The following is a 16990-nucleotide window of genomic DNA, read 5'->3' as shown; positions in this document are numbered from 1 at the left end:
CCTGCGACGCCATCCCGTGCGCCGGCGGATCGGCGGCGCACGGAGTCCGCCGGAGAGCCGAGGACTCCGGGTCGTAACCACCGGTGAGTCGCACCCGTTGGAGGGCACATGGGCTTCACGATCGGCGGCATCCGGGAGATGCGGTCCGGCACGCGGCGCCACCGCCGTGCGGCCGGGGCGACCGAGGTGGCCGAGTACACAGGACTCTGGGGCTGGGCAGTGGCTCCGGGCGCACGCGCCGCGGCAGGTGCCTGCTCGTGCGGCGACACCGCGTGCGCGGCCCCCGGCGCGCATCCACTGGACTTCGCCCGCGAGGTGCCACCGGGCGCCACGCTCGGCATGGCCGCGGACGCCTGGGCCGAGGTACCGGGCGCCTCACTGCTGCTTCCCGTGGGCCGGACCTTCGACGTACTCGATGTCGCCGAGGCAGCCGGCCGACGCGCGCTGGTGCGTATGGAGCGGATGGGGCTGCCGCTGGGACCGGTGGCGGTGACGCCGGCCGGCCGGACGCAGTTCTTCGTCGCCCCCGGGGCCGCGGCGGGACTGCCCGGGCTGCTCTACCGCATGGGGTGGGACGACGCGGACCTTGATCTGCGGGCCCTCGGCCGCGGCGCGTACGTCACCGCTCCCCCGTCGGACCTCGGTGGCCTCGGCCCGGTCCGCTGGCTGCGTCCGCCGGTTCCGGACACCGCCGCCGCTCCCCCGCAGGCCCGGCTGCTGCTGGGCACCCTCGCCTATACATGCCACCGCTGCTGAACGCCGAAGGGCGGTGAACCCCTCTCGGGTCCACCGCCCTTCACACGTCCGCGGGGGTACGCCGGTCAGTCGCCGATCAGCGCGTCGACGAAGGCACCCGGCTCGAACGGTGCCAGGTCGTCCGGGCCCTCACCGAGCCCGATGAGCTTCACCGGGACGCCCAGCTCGCGCTGGACGGCGATGACGATGCCGCCCTTGGCGGTGCCGTCGAGCTTGGTGAGGACGATGCCGGTGATGTCGACCACCTCGGCGAAGACGCGCGCCTGGACGAGGCCGTTCTGCCCGGTCGTGGCGTCGAGGACGAGCAGGATCTCGTCGAGCGGCCCGTGCTTCTCGACGACCCGCTTGACCTTGCCGAGCTCGTCCATCAGGCCGGTCTTGGTGTGCAGGCGGCCCGCGGTGTCGATGAGCACCACGTCGGCGCCCTCGGCGATGCCTTCCTTCACCGCGTCGAAGGCGATCGACGCCGGGTCGCCGCCCTCGGGGCCGCGCACCGTCCGGGCACCGACGCGCTCGCCCCAGGTCTGGAGCTGGTCGGCGGCGGCGGCACGGAAGGTGTCGGCGGCGCCGAGCACGACGCTGCGGCCGTCGGCGACGAGCACCCGGGCCAGCTTGCCCGTCGTGGTCGTCTTGCCGGTGCCGTTGACCCCGACGACCATCACGACGCCGGGCGTGGCGTCGCCGCCCTCCGTCTTCACCGCACGGTCGAGGTCGGGGCCGAGCAGGGTGACGAGCTCCTCGCGCAGCAGGGTGCGCAGCTCGTCGGGCGTACGGGTCCCGAGGACGCGGACCCGCTCGCGGAGCCGCTCCACCAGCTCCTGCGTGGGGGCGACACCGACATCGGCGGTGAGGAGGGTGTCCTCGATCTCCTCCCAGGTGTCCTCGTCGAGGTTGTCGCGGGACAGGAGCGTGAGGAGCCCCTTGCCCAGGGAGTTCTGCGAACGGGCGAGCCGGGCGCGGAGCCGCACCAGACGGCCGGCGGTGGGTTCGGGGACTTCGAGCTCGGGGACTTCCGGCTCGATGACGACCGGGGTCTCCTCGACGGGAGTCCCGGCGCCGGGAAGACCGACCTCCTCGATGGGGCGCCGCGCTTCGTCGCGCGGCGTCTCGGCTTCCTCGCCGACACGGGGCTCGGCGGGAGGAGTGATGGTCGGCGTGCTCGACGGCGCCGAGGGCGGCAGCTGCTTCTTCTTGCGGCTGCTGACCACGAGCCCGCTGATCAGGCCGACCGCGACCAGGGCGATGACTACAGCAAGGATGACGATTTCCATAACGCGTCCAGTATCGGCCACGACCGTGATCCGGCGCGGTTGCGGAGGACGACGGGCGCCGACCGTGGAAGTGGTATGCCACGTTTGGGGATAAAGGTACGCTTCTGCCCGTGGAGAACCGCGGCTTGGACCCCGTCCCCGACGACGAGCGCACCGGCCGGGTCCGCGCCCTCCTCCCCACCTGGGTGACGGCCAACATGACCGTGCTGCTGCTGACCGTGGGAGCAGGGCTCACCGTCTTCAACGGGCTGAATTTCTGGCAGGTGCTGGCCGTGGCGGTCACGGCCCCCGTGCTCTCGTTCGGGCTGGTCGGCCTCGTGTCGATCGCGGGCAAGCAGGGCGGCGCGCCCGGGATGGCCCTGTCCAGGGCGGTTTTCGGACAGCGCGGCAATCTCTTCCCCGGCGCCCTGCTGTGGGTGGCCCGCTGGGGCTGGGAGACCGTGAACGCGGTCACCGGCTCCTACGCCATGCTGGCGGTGCTCGCCCTGCTGTTCGGCGTACGGAGTACCCACACGCTGACCCTGGTGACTCTGACGGCCTTCGTCACCGCGAGCTTCCTCGTGTCCGGACTCGGAATCCGGGCCCTGCGGATGTGCTCCCGGGTCTCCGTCTGGCTCTTCGGCGGCGCGAGTCTCCTCGTCCTGGTCGATCTGATCGGTTCGACCCCGTGGCGGACCGTCCTGGACCGGCCACCGGGTCCGGCGGCGATGATGATCGCGGGGATCGGGACGCTGGCCGCCGGGGGCATCAGCTGGGTTCCCTCGGCGCCGGACTTCGCCCGTTACCTGCCGCGCTCGGCGTCCGGCCGGGCGATGGTCGGCGCGACCGTGGGCGGGGCCCTGGTCACGGTTCTGCCGATGGTGATGATGGGTGCGGTGATGGCCGTGAGCTCGCCGCGCCTGGCGGTCACGAAGGATCCCGTGGCGTTCATCGGCGAGCTGCTGCCGAGGTGGATCTCGGTGCCGTACCTCCTGACGGCCGTCGTCGGCATGGCGCTGATCAACGCGATGTCGATGTACTCCGCCGGCTTCACCGCGCAGACGCTCGGATTCGCGGTCCCCCGCGCCTGGGCCGTGGGGGTGAACGCGGCGATCAGCCTGCTGTTCGGCGGAACGCTGATGATGGTGGCGACGAGTTTCATCGACACCTTCCTCTCGTTCCTGACCCTGCTCGGCGTGACTTTCTCCGCCTGGATCGGGGTCTTCGGCGTCGATCTGCTGCTCGGCCGTACGTACGACTCCGCGGCTCTCATGGACACCACGCCCGGCAGCGGCTACTGGTACGCCGCCGGGTTCAGCCGGCAGGCGATGGGCGCCTGGGGTGCAGCACTCGTGGCGGGGCTGCTGTGCACCGACGTCGGGTGGTTCACCGGCCCGCTCGCCGACAGCTGGATCGGGCGTCACGGGCTGGGCTGGGCCGTCACGGTCCTGGTCGCGGCGGGGATGTACGCGGTGCTGCCGCGCCCGGCTGCCGGCCGGGACAGCGCACCGGCCCGGTTCTGACGCCCTGTCGGCGGACGGGCGGCGGACGGACGGGCGGGCGGGCGGCACGACGGGACGCTGCCCCGGGCCGGCATGGGCCGGACCGGGGCAGCGGGTCGAGGAGAGGGGCAGCGGGGATTAGCCCATCTCCTCCAGCGCCTTGCCCTTGGTCTCCTTCACGAACTTGAGCACGAAGGGGATCGAGAGCACGGCGAAGCAGGCGTAGATGATGTAGGTGCCCGACAGGTTCCAGTCGGCCAGGCTCGGGAAGCTGGCGGTGATCGCCCAGTTCGCGATCCACTGCGCGGAGGCGGCGACACCGAGCGCGGCGGCACGGATCCGGTTCGGGAACATCTCGCCGAGGAAGACCCAGACCACCACACCCCACGACAGGGCGAAGAAGAGTACGAAGACATGGGCCGCGACCAGGGCCACGACACCTTGGGTGCTGGGCAGCTTGCCGTCGACCAGGTCCGCGGAGAAGGCCCAGGCCTCGAACGCCAGGGCGACGGCCATACCGGCGGATCCGATGAGCGCGAGCGGCCTGCGGCCCACCCGGTCCACCAGGACCATGGCGATCACGGTGCCGATGATGTTGATGATCGACGTGGTGAACGAGTAGAAGAACGAGTCGGTCGGGTCGATGCCGACGGACTGCCACAGCGTCGCCGAGTAGTAGAACGCCACGTTGATGCCGACGAGCTGCTGGAAGACCGACAGGCCGATACCGACCCAGACGATCGGGAGGAAGCCGAAGCGGCTCCCGAGCAGGTCGCTGAACTTCGACTTGTGCTCACGGCGCATGGCCGTCTCGATCTCGCCCACGCGCGCGTCGAGGTCGACGTTCTTGCCCTCGACCTCTTCGAGGATCTTCCGGGCCCGGTCCTTCTTGCCGACGGAGATCAGGAAGCGCGGCGACTCGGGGATCGCGAAGGACAGCAGCCCGTACAGGATCGCCGGGACGACCATCACACCGAGCATCCACTGCCAGGCCTCGAAGCCACCGATCTCGCCGCGCTGGTCGCCGTCGGCGAGCTGCAGGATGCCGTAGTTGACCAGCTGCGAGATGGCGATGCCGATGACGATGGCGGCCTGCTGGAAGGAGCCGAGCCGGCCCCGGTAGGCGGGCGGCGAGACCTCGGCGATGTAGGCCGGGCCGATGACCGAGGCCATGCCGATCGCGAAGCCGCCGATGATCCGCCACATGGCGAGGTCCCAGAGGGCGAACGGCAGCGCGGATCCGACGGCGCTGATGGTGAAGAGCACCGAGGCGATCTGCATGCAGCGGATACGGCCGATCCTGTCGGCGATACGTCCCGCCGTGGCCGCACCGATGGCACAGCCGATCAGAGCGATGGCGATGACCTGTGCGAGCGTCCCCGACCCGATGTCGTAGCGGTCCCGGATGGCCTCGACGGCGCCGTTGATCACGGAGCTGTCGTAGCCGAAGAGGAAGCCGCCCATCGCTGCGGCTGCGGTGATGAAGATGACATGGCCGAGATGGTCCGGGTGGGCCTCCCGGGCTCCGGACTCCGGTCCGCGCGCTGTGCTGGTCACATGAACTCCTGGTACCTGGCCGCGACGTCAGGCGTGGGGGGTGAGCCCTCCCAGTGGCGCACAACTTCCAGCCGACCACCACTTGAAGGTAAAAACAACATTGCCGAGGTTATTCGTTCAAGTTTCGAAGTCAAGACTCGAGCTCACCTCAAGATGCTCCTCACAAGTACCCATGAGCACCCAAAAGGTGCGTTGAAGTCTTGAAGATTAGGTAAAGAGCGTGTGACTGCCCGTCAATCGGTGACCGGAAGGTCAGCGGAGCCGCTGGCTGATCACCTTGGAGACCCCGTCACCCTGCATCGAGACGCCGTACAGCGCGTCGGCGACCTCCATGGTCCGCTTCTGGTGCGTGATCACGATGAGCTGGGAGCTCTCCTGGAGCTCTTCCATGATCCGGATCAGACGCTGCAGATTGGTGTCGTCGAGCGCCGCCTCGACCTCGTCCATGACGTAGAACGGACTCGGCCGGGCCTTGAAGATGGCGACCAGCAGGGCAACGGCCGTAAGGGATCGCTCGCCGCCGGACAGCAGCGAGAGCCGCTTCACCTTCTTCCCCGGCGGGCGTGCCTCGACATCGAGACCGGTCGTCAGCATGTTGTCCGGGTCGGTGAGGACGAGACGGCCTTCGCCGCCCGGGAAGAGCCGGGAGAAGACGCCCTCGAACTCGCGCGCGGTGTCCCGGAAGGCCTCCGTGAACACCTGCTCGACCCGCTCGTCGACCTCCTTGATCACCTGCATCAGATCGGCCCGGGTCTTCTTCAGGTCTTCGAGCTGCTCGGAGAGGAACTTGTGCCGTTCCTCCAGCGCCGAGAACTCCTCCAGGGCGAGAGGATTCACCTTCCCGAGTTGCTGATAGGCCCGTTCGGCCGCCTTCAGCCGCTTCTCCTGCTCGGCCCTGACGAACGGCTTCGGCTGGTTGCGCGGATGCTCCGCATCCGCCGGGAGCTCCTCGCCCTCCGCCGCGGGAGACGGCGGCACCAGCTGTTCCGGTCCGTACTCGGCGGCCAGGCCGGACGGCTCGACGCCGAACTCCTCCAGCGCCTTCGCCTCCACCTGCTCCATGCGCAGCCGCTTCTCGGCCCCGAGCACCTCACCCCGGTGCACCGAGTCCGTGAGCCGGTCGAGCTCGCTCTTGAGGTCACGGCCGCGGCCGCGTTCGGCCGTCAGATCCCGCTCGCGCCCGGCCTTCGCGGCCTCGGCCCTGGTGCGTTCCTCGTCCGCCCGTACGACCGAGACCTCGACGTGGGCGAGCAGCTGCCGGGCGCCCGAGGCCACGGCGGTGGCCACGGCGGCCTCGTGGCGCAGCCGGGCACGGCGCTGCTCGGCCCGGGTACGCGCCTCGCGTTCGGCCCGGGCCCCACGGTCGAGGGCGTCGGCCCGTCCGGCGAGCGCCTTCACCCGTTCCTCGTGGGTACGGGCCTGGAGGCGGGCCTCCATCTCGGTCTGGCGCGCGTTGGCGCCGTCGGCGGCGAGCCGGTCCCGCACGGAGGTGTCGGGCTCCTCCTCGACCGCGGTCTCCTCGGCGACCAGCAGCCGTTCCGCCAGTTCCTCGGCCTCCTCTGTGGCCCGCTCCAGCGCCTCCTGCGCCCGGGCGGCGGCAGCGGTCATCCGCTCGGCCTCCCCGGCTGCGCCACGGGCCTGCCCGGCCAGCCGGCCGAGTTGCTGCGCCACCCCGGACTTCTCCCGCTCCGCGGCCCGGCGGCGCTCCCCCAGCGCCTCCACCCGGGCGGCGCCGTCGCCGCGCCGCGCGGCCGCGGCGCGCTGGGCCGAGGCGAGTTCCTCGCAGCGGACGGCGAGCTCGGCCAGTTCGGCGGCGGCCTCGTCGACGGAGGCCTGGACCTCCAGCAGACTGGGCGCCCCGGCGGATCCGCCGTACGCGAAGTGGGCGCCCAGCACGTCGCCCTCGGCGGTGACGGCGGTCAGCCCGGGGTGGGCGGCGACCAGTTCCTCGGCGTCCTCCAGGGTGCCGACGACGACCATGTCGCGCACCAGCCGCCGTACGGCCGCCATCAGTTCGGCGGGCCCCTGGAGCAGGCCGGCGACGGCGGGCGCGGCGCACGCCCCGGTGCCGGCGGCTGCGGGACCCGCACCGGAGGTGCCGGTGACCGTGACGGCCGTGGGACCGTGTTCCGTCCCGGTCGCCTGCCCCGGGACCTGGCCGGCAGCGGCGCCGACGGGTTCCGGCAGCTGTTCCGTGGCCTGGCCCTGCGCGGGGACCTGCCCGGCCCGTGCGCCCCCCGGCACCAGCGCCGCACGCCCCGCGTCCTGCTTGCGCAGCAGACGGATCGCGTCCGCCGCCGTGGCTGGATCGGTCACAGCGACGGCGTCGGCGGCCGCGCCCAGCGCGGCGGCCACCGCGACCTCGTGCCCCGGGGCCACCGTGATCAGCTCCGCGACCGGCCCGAGCAGTCCGGCGAGCCGGTCCCCCGCCCCGAGCAGCATCCCGGTGCCGTCCTTGCGCCGCAGCCCCAGCGACAGTGCCTCGTGCCGGGCGGACACCGCCGCGCGGCTGCGTTCCGCCACGGTGAGCGCCTCACGCGCCGCGCTCAGCTCAGCCTCCGCCCCGGCGAGCTCCTGTCCGGCGGCCTCGTGCTGCTCCGCCAGCTCCGCGTCGCCCGCGTCCAGGCCCTCGACCTCGGCCCTGAGCTGCTCGTACTCCTCCTGGGCCGCGACCGCGCGCTCCTGCGCCTCGTCGCGCGACGCGGCCAGTCGGTCGATCTCTGCCTGCGCCGAACCAGCCCGGCTGCGGGCGGCGTTGACCTGCCCGTTGAGCCGGGCGAGGCCTTCACGCCGGTCGGCGATGGCCCGGGCCGCGTCCCGGAGTCTGCGCTCCTCGGAGGCCAACTCCCGCTCCAGCTCGGCCCGGTGCGCGGTCGTGTCCTCCAGGGCGTGCTCCGCCGCTTCGAGTGCCGCCTCCAGTTCCGCCTCCTGCTCACGGATCCGGGCGGCCTCACGCTCCATGTCCTCCGGGTCCCGCCCGCGCCGTTCCTCCTCCGGAGCGGCGGTGGCGCTCTTCACCCGGGCGTCGGCGAGCGAGATCGTGCCCCGCACGCGCTCGGCCAGCTGCGAGAGTTCGTACCAGGTCTGCTGGGCCCGTTGCAGCCGCGGCGCCAGCCGGCGTACCTCGTCCTCCAGGTCCGCCTCACGGGCGAGTGCCGCCTTCAGCTCGGCCTCCGCCCCTTCCCTGCGCCGCTTGAGGGCGGCCTCGTCGGCGATCTCGCCGCGCAGCGCCTCCCGCAGCCGCACCAGGTCGTCGGCGAGGAGCCGCAGCCGGGCGTCCCGCAGGTCGGCCTGGATGACAGCGGCCCGGCGGGCCACGGCGGCCTGCCGGCCCAGCGGTTTGAGCTGGCGCCGCAGTTCGTCGGTGAGGTCCTGGACACGGGCGAGGTTGGCACCCATCGCCTCCAGCTTCCGCAGCGCCTTCTCCTTGCGCTTACGGTGCTTGAGCACACCCGCGGCCTCTTCGATGAAAGCGCGGCGCCCCGTGGGGTCGGCGTGCAGGACCGAGTCCAGGCGGCCCTGGCCGACGATGACATGCATCTCGCGGCCGATTCCGGAGTCCGAGAGGAGTTCCTGGATGTCGAGCAGCCGGCAGGTGTCGCCATTGATCTGGTATTCGCTGCCGCCGTTGCGGAACATGATCCGGGTGATCGTGACTTCGGCGTACTCGATGGGCAGCGCCCCATCGGAATTGTCGATGGTCAGCGACACTTCCGCACGGCCCAGCGGCGGCCTTCCCGTCGTACCGGCGAAGATCACGTCTTCCATCTTGCCGCCGCGCAGGGATTTGGCCCCCTGCTCGCCCATGACCCAGGAGAGCGCGTCCACCACATTGGATTTACCCGAACCGTTGGGACCGACGACACAGGTGATCCCCGGTTCGAACCGCAGGGTCGTGGCGGAGGCGAACGATTTGAAACCACGGAGGGTCAGAGCCTTGAGGTGCACGCCGCCGGACTCTACCTTTCACTCTCGGTTTCGCTGATGAAGGCGCAGGGCACATCAGACGGTAAGCGAAGGGCGATAGGCCGGGGGCGGTCCAGGGGGAAAGAAAGAAGGGACGCCGAAGCGTCCCTGGTAAATCCTGCACGGTTCTGCTGTGCAGTCATCCGAACACAGTCTTGCGTAACGGATCGCGACGCACCGGATCACGAGCAATCCTCGGTGTTCCGGACGACGATCCGTGACGAAGACTTCGATGGTTGTCCCGAGCGGCTGGCGTGCGGCCCGACCGGCCCCGGCAGGGCCTTGAGGTCAGGTCAGCGCGGGCTCCGCCTGGGGTACGTCGATGTCGATGCTGTCGAGCAGCGACTCCTGGTGCTGAGCGGCGGCGTTGAGCGCGTCATTTTCGTCCTGGATCCGTACGAGCTCGGATTCCAGGTCCTGGACGCGCTTCTGAAGCCGTCGCATCTCGGCGAGGAGTCGCGGGTCGGAACCGCCGACGTAACCGAGAAGCGCCTTTGCCATGATTGATGGTCCTCCACACTGAGTGACCGACCGGATGCGGTGTGGGTCGTGAGGGAATCGCACCCGCGGCGCTCGGCAGTGCTCTGTATTCACTGCTGTTCTGCTGTCACCAGCCCTGCCGAACAGCTAAGGTGCGCGGGGTTTTCAGCGTCTCACCAAAAAGTTTGACGGTCAACACGATCACACGCCGACAGGGCGGGTGTCCCGGGGGCGCGCGGCCTGACGATCATGGGGCGCGGCTCTTCCGTGGGTCCCGAAGGGCGTGGAGATCTTCGTCAATGCCGCAGCCTGGCACGGCGTGCGCTTCTTGGCAACCATGTCCATACGCCGGCCTCTTTCGCAGGTCATTTCGGGTGCGGGGCTCTCCCCCGCCCTCCCTGCCACCGCTCGCCGCACCCACGTACACGCCATGGATCCGACCCTTTCTCCCCACCGGGGTCAGCGGATCGCGAATCCCTCATATCCTCCGCGAGGCGTGTCCCAGATCTCAGTGACACCATCCACGCGGCCGGGTGTGTCGGCGGAGCCGAGCCAGTCGAGCAGGCGGTGGCAATTCTCACGCGGCCCTTCGGCCACCACTTGTACCCGGCCGTCGTCGAGATTGAGGGCGAAGCCGGTGATGTTTCCGATCTCCAAGGCATTTTCCCTGGTGAACCAGCGGAAACCTACTTGCTGTACTCGACCGCGCACCCAGACGACGAGTCGTGCGTCTTCGTTCATGCCCGAACGCTAACCGGCCAATTGGCCAAGGAGCACACCGCCCCAATCCGCCATGGCGTAAGGTCCCCTCGCAATAGCTTCACCCGAACGGGTGAGTTTGATCTTGCATACGGTGACGTCGGAACGGCGTCCGGACCACGAGGAAGGCACAGCGCATGGGACGGCATCGACGCGCAGGCGCGGCCCCCGCCGCTGAGCAGCACGCGGCACACGCGGAGGGCGGGCGCCGCGGCGCCCGCCGGAAGAAGCGATCCGGCATACCCGTGCGCGCCGGGCTTCTCGGCGTGTCCGCCGCCGTGGCCGTCGGAGCGGTCGCCGTCGCCTCCGGTCTGCTGCCCGGCGGCGACAGCTACAGCGTCAGCGATGGCGGGGCCGCCGACCAGGTCCGCGCGGGCGGCGCTCCCGACCTGCTGACCCAGGGCGAGTCCTCCGCCGAGCCCACCGGCCGCACGTCGGCCTCCGCCTCCGCCGAGGCCGACCGGGGTTCCGGCCGCTCCACCGCCCCCTCGAAGTCCCCCTCGGCCTCCCCGAGCGGGAAGACGAGCGAGAAGCCGTCCGCCACTGCCTCGAAGAAGGCGACGAGGACACCGGAGCGGACGAAGGCACCTGCCCCGGTGCCGAAGAAGAGCACGTCGTCCCGCCCTGCGACCAAGACCCCGGACGCTCCGAAGCCCTCGTCGGCCGCGCCGAGCCAGGAGACTCCGGCCCCGACGAGCCCCTCCGCCCCCACCGCTCAGGCCGCCGTACTCGCCCTGGTCAACCAGGAGCGCGCGAAGGTCGGCTGCAGCCCCGTCACCACCAGCGCCTCGCTGACCGCGCTCGCCCAGGACTTCAGCGAGGACATGGCCGCCCGCGACTTCTTCGGCCACACCGACCCCGACGGGGCGACCCCGTGGGACCGTGCCGCCGCAGCCGGGGTGCAGGGTCTGGGCGGCGAGAACATCGCCCGTGGACAGGCCGACGCGCAGGCCGTGATGGACGCCTGGATGAACAGCGACGGTCACCGCGCAAACATCCTCAACTGCGATTACAAGACGCTCGGCGTCGGAGTCCACCTCGGATCCGGCGGCCCCTGGTGGACGCAGGACTTCGGCTTCTGATCCCTCTGCCGTCCCGAACCCTTACGCCTGTGCAGCGCTCACCTGGAGTGAGCGCTGCACAGGCGTAAGCTGGGACGCATGGGTGAGACGGGAACAGAGTCCGTACGGGACGTCGAGCAGTCGCCGTTCGACGTGTTCTCACGGCAGTGCCCCTCACGCGGAACCCTGGAACACGTCACCGGCCGCTGGGGCAGTCTGACCCTGGGCGCGCTGTACGAGAGCGGCGCCCGCTTCAACGAGCTGCGCCGCAGGGTCGACGGTGTCAGCGAGAAGATGCTCTCCCAGACACTGCACGCGCTGGAGCGCGACGGGCTGGTGAACCGGGAGGCCCGGATGACCAATCCGCCGCGCGTCGACTACGAACTGACGGCGCTCGGCCGTGAGGTCGCGGGCCGGCTGATGGACCTGATCCAGCTCGTCGAGAGCCGGATGCCCGCGGTCGTGGAGGCCCGAAGCCGGTACGACGTGGCACACGAGGCCTGAGCGGGGGACCTCAGCTGATCCGCGGCGGACGCTGGCAGCGCGGGCAGAAGTAGCTGGAGCGGTTCATCCATGGCCGTCGGCGCATCGGCGTACCGCAGCGGTGACAGGGTTCGTCCTCGCGTCCGTACGCGTCCAGCGACCGGTCGAAGTAACCGGACTCCCCGTTCACATTGACGTACAGGCTGTCGAAGCTGGTGCCGCCCTGGTCGAGGGCCTCCCGCATCACGTCCCGGACGTGGCCGAGCAGCTCCGCCGTCCTCGGGCGGGTCAGGGTCGCGGTCGGCCGCTCGTAGTGCAGCCGGCTGCGCCAGAGAGCCTCGTCGGCGTAGATGTTGCCGACGCCGCTGATCAGGGACTGGTCGAGCAGTGCCCGCTTGACCGTCGTACGGCGCAGGCGCAGCGCCAGGTGGAAGGCGGTGTCGTCGAAAGCCGGGTCGAGGGGGTCGCGCGCGATGTGCGCGATGACATCGGGCAGGCCGTCAGGGGTGTTCTCGTGCAGCGACAGCCCGCCGAAGGTGCGCTGGTCGACGAAGCGGAGCTCGGTGCCGAGTGCGTCGTCGAAACGGATCCTGATCCGCAGGTGCTTCTCGTCGGCGGCGGACTCGGGCTGCACGAGCAGCTGACCGCTCATCCCGAGGTGGCCCAGGAGTGAGGACTCCGCCTCGTCGAGGGGGACCCAGAGGTACTTGCCGCGGCGCATCGCCGTACCGAAGCGCAGGCCACGGAGCCGGGCCGCGAAGTCGCCGCCGCCCGCGAGGTGGCGGCGGACCGCACGCGGATGCAGGACCTCGACGTCCTCGACGGTGCGCCCGGCGGTCCAGCGTTCCAGACCCCGCCGCACGACTTCGACCTCGGGCAGTTCGGGCACGGCGGGTACTCCTTCGGGGACACAGCGGGGCAGGGGACGTGACGGGACAGCGAAAGCCCCCCGGTGCCGACGAGGCACCGAGGGGCTTCCGGATCGTTCAGGCCGGAGCTGCGTCCGAGTGCGGCGACGGGTCGGCAGGGACGTCGGCGACCCCTCCGTCGGGCGCGGACGTGCCCGCGGCCTCCCGTGCTTCCGCGGCGGCGCTGATCTCGCGCCAGGCGGACTCCGCCGCCTGCTGCTCCGCTTCCTTCTTGCTACGGCCGGTGCCGGTGCCGTACGAGACACCACCGACGCGAGCAGCAGCAGTAAAGGTCTTCTCGTGATCGGGGCCGGTCTCCGTGACGAGGTACTCGGGGACTCCGAGGCTCTCGCTCGCGGTGAGCTCCTGGAGACTGGTCTTCCAGTCCAGGCCGGCTCCGAGGTTGGAGGACCTGTCGATCAGCGGGTCGAAGAGCCGGTGGACCAGCTCCGAGGCCGCGCTGAGGCCCTGGTCGAGATAGACGGCGCCGAGCACCGCTTCAAGGGTGTCGGCGAGGATGGAAGCCTTGTCCCGGCCACCCGTGCCCTCTTCACCACGGCCGAGCCGGATGAAGGAGCCGAGTTCGAGGCCGCGGCCCACTTCCGCAAGTGCACGCGAGTTGACCACCGCGGCCCGCAACTTGGCCAGCTGGCCTTCGGGCAGGTCGGGGTGGGTGCGGTACAGCGTGTCCGTGACCACCAGGCCGAGCACCGAATCCCCGAGGAATTCGAGCCGCTCGTTGGTGGGCAGACCGCCGTTCTCGTATGCGTACGAACGGTGGGTCAGCGCACGCACCAGAAGGGCGGACTCGAGGTGATACCCGAGCCGCCCTTCCAGAAGCGTGTGGGACGAGGCTGTGTTGACGTTGTCTGCCTGCTTCTTGGCGCTGGACAACTCAGACATCGGGCCTCTCACCAGCCGCTCAGACCTCGAGGACCTGGCGCTTGTTGTAGGTGCCGCAGCTCGGGCACGCAATGTGCTGGAGCTTCGGCTCCTGGCAACGCTCGCACGAAACCAGGGTGGGGACCGCAGCCTTCCACTGCGACCGGCGGTGGCGCGTGTTGCTGCGCGACATCTTCCGCTTCGGAACAGCCACGGCTACTTCTCCTGCTTCTCGTCGACGCCAGGTTCGGCGCCGCCCATGTTGTCCTTCTCGCCGTCCTGAACGGTGTCGGCGAGTCCTTGCAGTGCCGCCCAACGGATGTCGACGGCATCGTGGTGGTGATCCGGATTCTCGTCCAGCCTGATTCCGCATTCGGAACACAGACCGGCGCAGGTCTCCTTGCACACCGGCTGCAGCGGCAGTGCGAGCACCACCGCGTCACGCAGCACAGGCTCGAGGTCGAACGAGTCGTCCTCGAGAAAGAACCTGTCCTCGTCGTCCTCGGCGTCGTCGACCGGGTCCGCGGTCCTGCTGCGGTTCCGGTCATCGGCGTCAGGGTACGAGAACATCTCCTGGAAGTCCGCTTCGACCTTGACGGTCAGCGGCTCCAGACACCTTACGCACTCCCCCTCGGCCGTCGCACGGGCGGTGCCTGTGACAAGCACCCCGTCCATGACGGATTCGAGGCGGAGGTCCAGCGCCACGGGCGCCTTCTCCGGCACACCGATGACCCCGTCGATCCCGAGGACCGGCGTACCAGGGGCTTCCACCGAGCGGGTCAGCCGCTTCATGGCACCGGGACGCCGACCCAGCTCGCGCGTATCGAACACGAGGGGGTTTCGGTGGTCGAGGTGGCCGTTCAGGGCTTTTCCTGCTTTCGAAAATCATGTGCGTGGTGCGGCTTCGGGTGGGCCGCCCCTGTCCGGAAGGGAAGAGGGCAGCCGGGATCGCGGACATACACGCGACCGAAGAGCCAGGATACTGGACGTACCGCCCAGCTCCCAATCCGGTACGGGCCGCTCCGGTCAGCGGCCCTGCTCGTAGCGGCGCAGCTGTTCCAGGTCGATCATGCTCGTGTCGAAGAGGCTGGTCTCGTCGAGCGCGCTCTCACCCTGCTGCGCGGGGGCCTGGGCCTGCTGCGGCCAGCCGTACCCCTGCTGCTGGTTCGGGTCGTACGCCTGCTGCTGGTATCCGGCGTACGGGTCGGGCTGCTGCTGGTAGCCGTAGCCGTCCTGGGGCTGCTGCGAGTCCTGGTAGCCGTACGTCTGCGCGTACTGCGGCTCGGGCTGGGTCTGCGCCGGGAAGCCGCTCTGCACGGGGGCCTGGTAGTCCGCCACCGGCGCGTAGCCCGGCTGCGCCGGCTCCTGGTAGGAGGGCTGCTGAGGGCTCCGGAGCGGCTCGGGGGTGGCGATCTCGGCCAGGCCGGCCCAGTGGTCCTCGTCGCTGGTGTGCTGGTGGCCGCCCGCGGCGTCCTGGGCGGCCATGTGCACGCCGAGGTCGTCGGTGGCGACCCGGCCGTGCAGCTTCTGGCGACCCCGGCCCACGGCCTCCAGGGTCTTGGCGAGGACTGCCTCGAAGGCACCGAGCTTGGTGTCCACGTAGTCGTCGGCACGCCGGCGGAGCGTCTCGGGGTCGGCGCTGCGCTCCGGCGCCTCGGCGAAGTCGGGGTCCGTGTAGCCCTGCTCGTCGGCACGTTCGCCGCGGCCCAGGAGCTTCTCCCGGCCACGGTCGACGGAGCCGATGGTCTTGGTGAGGACGACCTCGAAGTTGGCGAGCTTGCTGTCGACGTACTCGTCGGCCTCGCCCCGCACCTCGTCGGCCTCCCTGCGGGCCTCGGACAGGATACGGTCCGCCTCGGCCTGGGAACGCTGGGCGATCTCGGTGCCGGAGATCAGCGAGCCGCGTTCCGCGCGGGCGGACTCGATGATCCGCTCGGCCTCCTGCCTGGCCTGCTCGACGAGCTGTTCACGACCGCCGATGAGCTCTTCGGCGTGGGCCAGCGAGTTGGGCAGGGCCTCGCGCACCTCCTCGAGCATCGCGAGCAGTTCGGCCCGGTTGACCACGCAGGAGGCCGACATGGGCATGGAGCGGGCGTTCCCGACCGTTTCGACGATCTCGTCGAGCTTCTTCTGCACGTCCACCGTGTGCTCGCCACTCTCTGCTGCTGTTGGAGACGGACGGGACGACTGTAAGGCCAGTCGCCTCCCGTCCGACACCTGGTGACGGACCGTCAGCACATCACTGCTGGCGGAGACGCTCCGCCAGGGCCTCGTGGACCGTCGGCGGCAGCAGGTGCGCCACGTCGCCGCCCCAGGTGGCGACCTCCTTGACCAGGGAGGACGACAGGAAGCTGTAGGTCGGGTTCGTCGGCACGAAGAGCGTCTCGACCCCCGAGAGGCCGTTGTTCATCTGGGCCATCTGCAGCTCGTAGTCGAAGTCGCTGACGGCCCGCAGACCCTTCACGATCGCCGGGATGTCGCGCTGCTTGCAGAAGTCGACCAGCAGGCCGTGGAAGGACTCGACCTCCACGTTGCCGAAGTCCGCCGTGACCTCACGGATCATCTCGATCCGCTCGTCGACGGTGAACAGGCCCTTCTTGGACTGGTTGATCATCACTGCGACGTGCACGACGTCGTACAGCTTCGAGGCTCGTCCGATGATGTCGAGATGTCCGTTGGTGATGGGGTCGAACGACCCCGGACAGACGGCGCGGCGCAACGTGATTCCCTCGCTCTCCGGTGCGTTCATCGTGCGTCTTCGCACGTAGAGGCGGCGCGACCGTACCAAAACGTGGCCTCGCCGTAGCGACGCGCCCGCTGTGGCTCGAATCCGTCGGGCCAGTTGAATTCCCCGCCTCTGGTGCTCCGTTCCACCGTGACGAGAGCGTCGCCCGTGAGCCACCCCTGAGCACGGAGTGTGAGGAGGATCTCCCCAAGATCGCCATCGGTGACGGCGTACGGCGGGTCGAGGAAAACCACGTCGTACGGCTCGGAAGGCGCCGGTCCCGTCACGATCTGTTCGGCTTTGCCCGCACGGAATTCGGCGCCGGGCAGACCGAGGGTGCGGATGTTGTCACGGACGGTGCGCGCGGCCTTGGCGTCGGCCTCCACGAGCAGCGCGTGGGCCGCTCCGCGCGAGAGCGCCTCCAGGCCCACGGCGCCGGAACCGGCGTACAGGTCGGCGACACGGATGCCGTCGAGCGTGCCCAGGAGCGCTTCCCAGGTGGAGAACAGGGCCTCGCGCGCACGGTCGGAGGTGGGGCGGGTGCCGGTGCCGGGCGGGACGGCCAGGCGGCGTCCGCCGGCCGAGCCGGCGATCACGCGGGTCATGGGCTTTACGTTCCTCGGGTCGCGGGTGGCACACAGGAGGGGACGTGTGCCGTGCT

At 70.3% G+C, this 16990-nt stretch carries 16 protein-coding genes; 4 read left to right on the top strand and 12 right to left on the bottom strand.

Annotated elements, in window-relative coordinates; genetic code table 11:
* Positions 1–108: 108 nt before the first annotated feature.
* Positions 109–756, top strand: coding sequence for a bifunctional DNA primase/polymerase (locus ACFYQ5_RS06925; protein ID WP_389194160.1), 648 nt, complete (start codon positions 109–111; stop codon positions 754–756).
* Positions 757–821: 65 nt separating this feature from the next.
* Here ACFYQ5_RS06925 and ftsY read toward each other — a convergent pair whose 3' ends face one another.
* A complete protein-coding gene (gene ftsY, locus ACFYQ5_RS06920) occupies positions 822–2027 on the bottom strand; it encodes a signal recognition particle-docking protein FtsY (protein WP_389194157.1) in 1206 nt (401 codons plus the stop codon).
* A 110-nt stretch (positions 2028–2137) separates the two neighbouring features.
* Between ftsY and ACFYQ5_RS06915 the strand changes: the two genes are divergently transcribed.
* On the top strand, positions 2138–3529 hold the full coding sequence (locus ACFYQ5_RS06915; RefSeq protein WP_389194155.1) for a purine-cytosine permease family protein: 1392 nt from the start codon (positions 2138–2140) through the stop codon (positions 3527–3529).
* A gap of 117 nt (positions 3530–3646) precedes the next feature.
* Here ACFYQ5_RS06915 and ACFYQ5_RS06910 read toward each other — a convergent pair whose 3' ends face one another.
* The 4 genes from ACFYQ5_RS06910 to ACFYQ5_RS06895 all read right to left on the bottom strand — a co-directional run bounded on the left by ACFYQ5_RS06910 (position 3647) and on the right by ACFYQ5_RS06895 (position 10252).
* Positions 3647–5065, bottom strand: a complete 1419-nt coding sequence (locus ACFYQ5_RS06910) for a sugar porter family MFS transporter (protein WP_389194152.1) — start codon at positions 5063–5065, stop codon at positions 3647–3649.
* Between the two features lie 252 nt (positions 5066–5317).
* A complete protein-coding gene (locus tag ACFYQ5_RS06905) occupies positions 5318–9013 on the bottom strand; it encodes an AAA family ATPase (protein ID WP_389194149.1) in 3696 nt (1231 codons plus the stop codon).
* A 306-nt stretch (positions 9014–9319) separates the two neighbouring features.
* Entirely contained in the window at positions 9320–9532 is a 213-nt protein-coding gene (locus tag ACFYQ5_RS06900; RefSeq protein WP_033304037.1) for a hypothetical protein, read from the bottom strand.
* Between the two features lie 438 nt (positions 9533–9970).
* Complete coding sequence (locus ACFYQ5_RS06895) at positions 9971–10252, bottom strand: acylphosphatase (RefSeq protein ID WP_359472900.1); 282 nt, start codon at positions 10250–10252, stop codon at positions 9971–9973.
* Between the two features lie 155 nt (positions 10253–10407).
* Between ACFYQ5_RS06895 and ACFYQ5_RS06890 the strand changes: the two genes are divergently transcribed.
* A complete protein-coding gene (locus ACFYQ5_RS06890; protein WP_389194146.1) occupies positions 10408–11352 on the top strand; it encodes a CAP domain-containing protein in 945 nt (314 codons plus the stop codon).
* A 78-nt stretch (positions 11353–11430) separates the two neighbouring features.
* Entirely contained in the window at positions 11431–11835 is a 405-nt protein-coding gene (locus tag ACFYQ5_RS06885) for a winged helix-turn-helix transcriptional regulator (RefSeq protein ID WP_389194143.1), read from the top strand.
* Between the two features lie 10 nt (positions 11836–11845).
* On the opposite strand, the gene mutM is transcribed toward ACFYQ5_RS06885, so the two are convergent.
* From mutM to rsmD, 7 genes are all read right to left on the bottom strand, one after another.
* On the bottom strand, positions 11846–12703 hold the full coding sequence (mutM, locus tag ACFYQ5_RS06880; protein WP_389194141.1) for a bifunctional DNA-formamidopyrimidine glycosylase/DNA-(apurinic or apyrimidinic site) lyase: 858 nt from the start codon (positions 12701–12703) through the stop codon (positions 11846–11848).
* Between the two features lie 97 nt (positions 12704–12800).
* Positions 12801–13625: a ribonuclease III gene (rnc, locus tag ACFYQ5_RS06875; protein ID WP_389194138.1), complete on the bottom strand. Its 825-nt coding sequence runs from the start codon at positions 13623–13625 to the stop codon at positions 12801–12803.
* Positions 13626–13644: 19 nt separating this feature from the next.
* Complete coding sequence (gene rpmF / locus ACFYQ5_RS06870; protein ID WP_003965982.1) at positions 13645–13818, bottom strand: 50S ribosomal protein L32; 174 nt, start codon at positions 13816–13818, stop codon at positions 13645–13647.
* A gap of 2 nt (positions 13819–13820) precedes the next feature.
* On the bottom strand, positions 13821–14435 hold the full coding sequence (locus tag ACFYQ5_RS06865) for a YceD family protein (protein ID WP_389194135.1): 615 nt from the start codon (positions 14433–14435) through the stop codon (positions 13821–13823).
* A gap of 195 nt (positions 14436–14630) precedes the next feature.
* On the bottom strand, positions 14631–15746 hold the full coding sequence (locus tag ACFYQ5_RS06860) for a cell division initiation protein (protein ID WP_389194132.1): 1116 nt from the start codon (positions 15744–15746) through the stop codon (positions 14631–14633).
* Between the two features lie 97 nt (positions 15747–15843).
* On the bottom strand, positions 15844–16323 hold the full coding sequence (coaD, locus tag ACFYQ5_RS06855; RefSeq protein WP_389194262.1) for a pantetheine-phosphate adenylyltransferase: 480 nt from the start codon (positions 16321–16323) through the stop codon (positions 15844–15846).
* 26 nt (positions 16324–16349) lie between these two features.
* Positions 16350–16934, bottom strand: coding sequence for a 16S rRNA (guanine(966)-N(2))-methyltransferase RsmD (gene rsmD / locus ACFYQ5_RS06850; RefSeq protein ID WP_389194130.1), 585 nt, complete (start codon positions 16932–16934; stop codon positions 16350–16352).
* Between the last annotated feature and the right edge of the window lie 56 nt (positions 16935–16990).

The sequence above is a fragment of the Streptomyces sp. NPDC005794 genome, assembly GCF_042871445.1.
Taxonomy (GTDB): Bacteria; Actinomycetota; Actinomycetes; order Streptomycetales; family Streptomycetaceae; genus Streptomyces.
This window is presented reverse-complemented; position numbering and strand designations above follow the sequence as displayed.